The following is a 4,130-nucleotide window of genomic DNA, read 5'->3' on the forward strand; positions in this document are numbered from 1 at the left end:
CGGCACGTGTGGATCAACGACCCGGCCAGGCGCAGGGAACCCGAACCACAAGCCTCATCACCGCACAACCGTCTCATTTGACTTGACAACTTCCGAGCCGCCCGGTGCCCAGCCTGATGCCCGCTCGAGTGGAGAAGCCGGTACTCCCGCCCCCCGACGTGTCGGTGAACGTCACGCCCGGCGACGTGGAGAGCGCCATCAGATGCTTCCCGTCTACCGATCCTGTTCCGGGTCGCCGCCGCCTTCACCTCGCTCCATCGCCAGCTCCACCGCCCCGCCCCATGGCGAGGAACCGCTGCACGTACGGGTCCGGGCCAGCCGCTACAAGCACCGCCCGTAGGCGGGGGAGGATTCGTTGACGAAGAACGACGGCGTGCCGGGCCGGGACGAGACGCCCCAGGAACGGGCCGACCGGCTCTGGAGCGAGATGCTCCAAGAAGTCCGCGTGTGCCAGACCGGCGCGCAGATCCTCTTCGGATTCCTCATCGGCGTGGCCTTCACCCCGCGCTTCGCCGCCCTGCCCGACTTCGACAGGAACCTCTACGTCGCCACCGTCGTCCTCGGCGCCGTCGCCACAGGCGCCCTGATCGCGCCCGTGGCCTTCCACCGCTTCCTCACCGGCCACGGCATGAAACCCGAACTCATCGACGTCGCCAGTCGCCTCATCGCCATCGGACTCACCACCCTCGCCCTGACCATCGCCGCCGCCCTGCTGCTCCTGCTGCGCACCGCAACCGGTAGCCCGGCCGCCGCCTGGGGCCTCAGCGCCGCCTGTCTGCTCTGGTTCGCTGCCAGCTGGCTTGTCCTGCCCCAGATCGTGCTTCGTCGCACGGCCGCCCGCCGGGCGGCGGTGTCCGAGCACGGCGACCCCGGCGGCGGTGGCCGCCCCCCGCGATGACAGCCCCTGCGGTCCCGGCCTGCCCGGGCCGCGGGTCCCGTCTCGGCGTCCCGACCGCCCGACGGCGTCACGCCGTCTCACCCCCCGCCCGGGTCGGCCAGGGCCCGCTGGGCGCCGGCCAGGACGGGGCGCAGCAGCCGGCCGGTCAGGGCTCCCTGGGCGCGGAGCGCGGCGCGGGCGGCGTTCGCGCCGCAGGCGCCGTGCACGCCACCGCCCGGGTGGGCCGAGGCGGAAGCGAGGTAGAGGCGCTGGATGGGGGTCTCGGGCCGCCCCGTGCCGGGCACCGGGCGCAGCAGCGCCTGTTGGTGGAGGGCTGCGGTGCCGCCGTTGATCGCCCCGCCGACCAGGTTCTGGTCCAGGTGTTCCAGCACCGGCGGGGTGAGTACGCGCCGGGCCCGGATCCGGTCGGTGAAGCCGGGGGCGAAGCGTTCGACCTGTGCTTCCATGCGGCGGGCGATGGCTTCGCTTTCCCTGTCGTCCCAGGACCCGGTGATGCCGTCGGGCCCGAGGTCGTCGGCGATGTGCTGGGGGACATGGGTGTAGATCCAGGCCGACTCGGTGCCTGCGGGCGAGCGGGAAGGGTCTGCGGTGGTCATCTGGCCGAGCAGCCCGAAGGGGCGGGCCGGCAGACGGCCGGTGCTGACCTGGAGTGCGTAGTCGCTCAGTTCCGTCCAGTCGGCGCCGAGGTGGACGGTGCCGGCCCGGTGCGCCTGCTCGGCGGTCCAGGGGATCGGCGCGTCGAGGGCCCAGTCGACCTTGACGGTCGCGAAGTCCCACTGGAAGCGGCGTACGGCGTCGCGGAATCCGGGCGGCAGGAGGCCTTCCTGGACCAGGCGGCCGTACAGGTGCGGGGCGGGCACGTCGGCGAGCACGGCTTGGCGCGCGCGGACGTAGTCCTCCTGGGCGGTGCGGACGCCCAGCGCGCGGCCGGCGCGGACGACGACCTCGCTGACCGGGGTACCGCAGCGGATCGTGCCTCCGCGCGATTCCAGACGCCGCACCAGGGCGTCGCTGAGGGCGCGTGCGCCGCCGACCGGTACCGGCCAGCCGTACTGCTCGCCGAGCATGGCCATGAGCCAGCCGAAGGCGGCGCTGCCCGGCGATTCGGGCAGCAGATCGGCGTGCAGCGCGCAGCCGGCCAGCAGCAGCCCCGGGCCGTCCCGGTCGAACTCCTCCTCGGCCAGTCGCCGTACGGGCAGCGCCGCGAAGCGGGCCAGCCGCAGCAGGCCCGGCGCCCGGAGACGCGAGGCCAGCGCCAGGCCGGCTCGTACCGGCGGGAACGGCGCGAACATCGTCCTCACCAGGTACGGGTCCAGGTCCTGCCAGAGCTGTGACAGCCGTCGCCAGGCGAGTGCGTCCGGCCCGCCGAAGTTCCGCCCGATGTCGTCGCTGTTGGCCTCCGGACCGCGCTGCAACAGGGCGCAGCGGCCGTCTGGCAGCGGATGGGCGAGCACGATCGGCGCGTGGCTCCAGGCGAGGCCGTGTTCTTCGAGGCGCAGGGCCGTGATCACCGGCGAGGCGGCGGCCAGTGGGTAGAACGAGCTGAACAGGTCGCTGACGTGGTCGGGGTGGACGCCGCGGTCGCTGCGGACAGCGCCACCGGCCCGGTCCTGCGCCTCCAGCACCGCTACTTTCCAGCCGGCGTCGGCCAGCACGTTCGCGGCGACCAGACCGTTCGGCCCGGCCCCGATCACGACGGCGTCGGCCATGACGGACCTCCCCCCGACGCGGACGATTCCAGGTCGGCCGCCCTGGGCGCCTGCTCGACCGTGCGGGCGAGGCGGGCGAGCAGCCGGCGGTGGCGCAGATCCAGCACCAGGTCCGCGGGGGCCGTGTGGAGGCTCCCGCCCAGGCCCCGCAGCGGGTGCTCGTCGACGATCACCAGGGTGGCGTCGCCCCACGCGATCAGCTCGATGGCGATCCGGACGGTGCCGAGCCGCCCGGCGAAGGCCTCCAGTTCCAGCCGGTGCCCGTCGTCGCACACACGTACGACAGTGTGGCCCCCGAAACGTAACGGCCCGGCGCGGACGGTGTAGCGCAGGCTCGACCCGACTGCGGGCCACCGGCCCTCACCCGGGCGGGTCCGCTCCGTGCCGGGCACCCACCGGCCGTACGCGGTCGCATCGCCCAACACGCTCCACACCGCCTGCGGAGCCCGCTCTATCAGGACGTGTCTCACAGCCATCGGCTTCGCCTCCTCGTGTCCGGTCCCCGACGGACCACCCGTACCTCAAAAGGGCGCATACCCAGCGAATGTCCCTGAATGCGACACTCGCAGCCGTCCGTTCTCCGTCGGGGGCCGGGCCACCCGTTCCACCGGAACGTCGACTGGTCGCCGCCGGACGCCCGTCCAGGGCAGCGGCGGTGCTGCGCCCGGTGTGCCTACCCGCGGCCTGCGGGCCAGGAGGTGATTCTGCGCGGGACACCGGGCGGTGTCACCTACGGCGGTTTCGTCGCGGCGCGAGCGGTTAGCCGCTCTCCGGGGCTCGTCCGTCCCACCAGGAGCCACGCCCGCGCTGTGGAGGAGTTCGGTGATGAAGGTTTCCGACTACGTGCTGGAGCGCCTGCGCGACTGGGAGGTGGTGGCAGCGGCCACCACCAGCCTGCCCGAACGCGCCGAGACGGGCCGCAACTACGACTACCGGTACGTGTGGATGCGCGACCAGGCCTACATCGGCCAGGCCGTCGCCGCCGCGGGGCCGCACCCGCTGCTGGACGACTCCGTACGGTTCGTCACCGCCCGTCTGCTCGAACACGGTCCGGCTCTCGCGCCCGCCTGCACCGTGACCGGTGCGGCGGTACCCGACCAGCGCACCCTCGACCTGCCCGGCTACCCGGGTGGCTTCGACATCGTCGGCAACCATGTCAACCGCCAGTTCCAGCTCGACGTGTTCGGGGAGAGCCTGCTGCTCGCCGCCGCCCTGCGCTGGTTCGAACGCAACCGTGCCGCCTGCGGTCCGCCCGGCCTCTATGCGGAGGAGTTCGACGTCGCCCAACGCCAGCTGCGCGGCAACCTGCCCCAAGCGTTCGTCCACGGGTTGATGCTCGAAGCCGCCGCCACGCTGGCACCCGGTCACTGAGCCCGTTGTGATCCGCCTGACCCGCACGTTGGAGCGGGCCCGGTGCGCGGGGGGGTGCCCCCGGGCCAGTAGCCGCCGCCCGGACGGGTGGGGGGGGGGGGGGGCACCCCCCCCAAAGCGGGCCGGGGCCGGCCGACCCGCGGCGGCCCCCC

Annotated in this window: 3 protein-coding genes and 1 pseudogene; 2 read left to right on the forward strand and 2 right to left on the reverse strand. The window is 73.6% G+C overall.

Going from position 1 to position 4,130, the window contains the following annotated elements; genetic code table 11:
• Nucleotides 1-355: 355 nt before the first annotated feature.
• Nucleotides 356-898, forward strand: coding sequence for a DUF6328 family protein (locus tag ACWGJO_RS23105; protein WP_452186407.1), 543 nt, complete (start codon nt 356-358; stop codon nt 896-898).
• A gap of 77 nt (nt 899-975) precedes the next feature.
• On the opposite strand, the gene ACWGJO_RS23110 is transcribed toward ACWGJO_RS23105, so the two are convergent.
• Nucleotides 976-2,607 (reverse strand): phytoene desaturase family protein, encoded by a 1,632-nt coding sequence (locus tag ACWGJO_RS23110; RefSeq protein ID WP_452186409.1) that lies wholly within the window; start codon nt 2,605-2,607, stop codon nt 976-978.
• The gene (locus ACWGJO_RS23115; protein WP_452186411.1) at nt 2,589-3,083 is read right to left on the reverse strand and encodes an SRPBCC family protein; all 495 of its coding nucleotides are present in this window, start codon (nt 3,081-3,083) and stop codon (nt 2,589-2,591) included. Before ACWGJO_RS23115 ends, ACWGJO_RS23110 begins: the two co-directional genes overlap by 19 nt.
• A gap of 394 nt (nt 3,084-3,477) precedes the next feature.
• Here ACWGJO_RS23115 and ACWGJO_RS23120 point away from each other — a divergent pair.
• A pseudogene (locus tag ACWGJO_RS23120) lies at nt 3,478-3,819 on the forward strand (glycoside hydrolase family 15 protein); the annotation flags it as partial.
• Between the last annotated feature and the right edge of the window lie 311 nt (nt 3,820-4,130).

Source organism: Kitasatospora sp. NPDC054795, assembly GCF_053611565.1.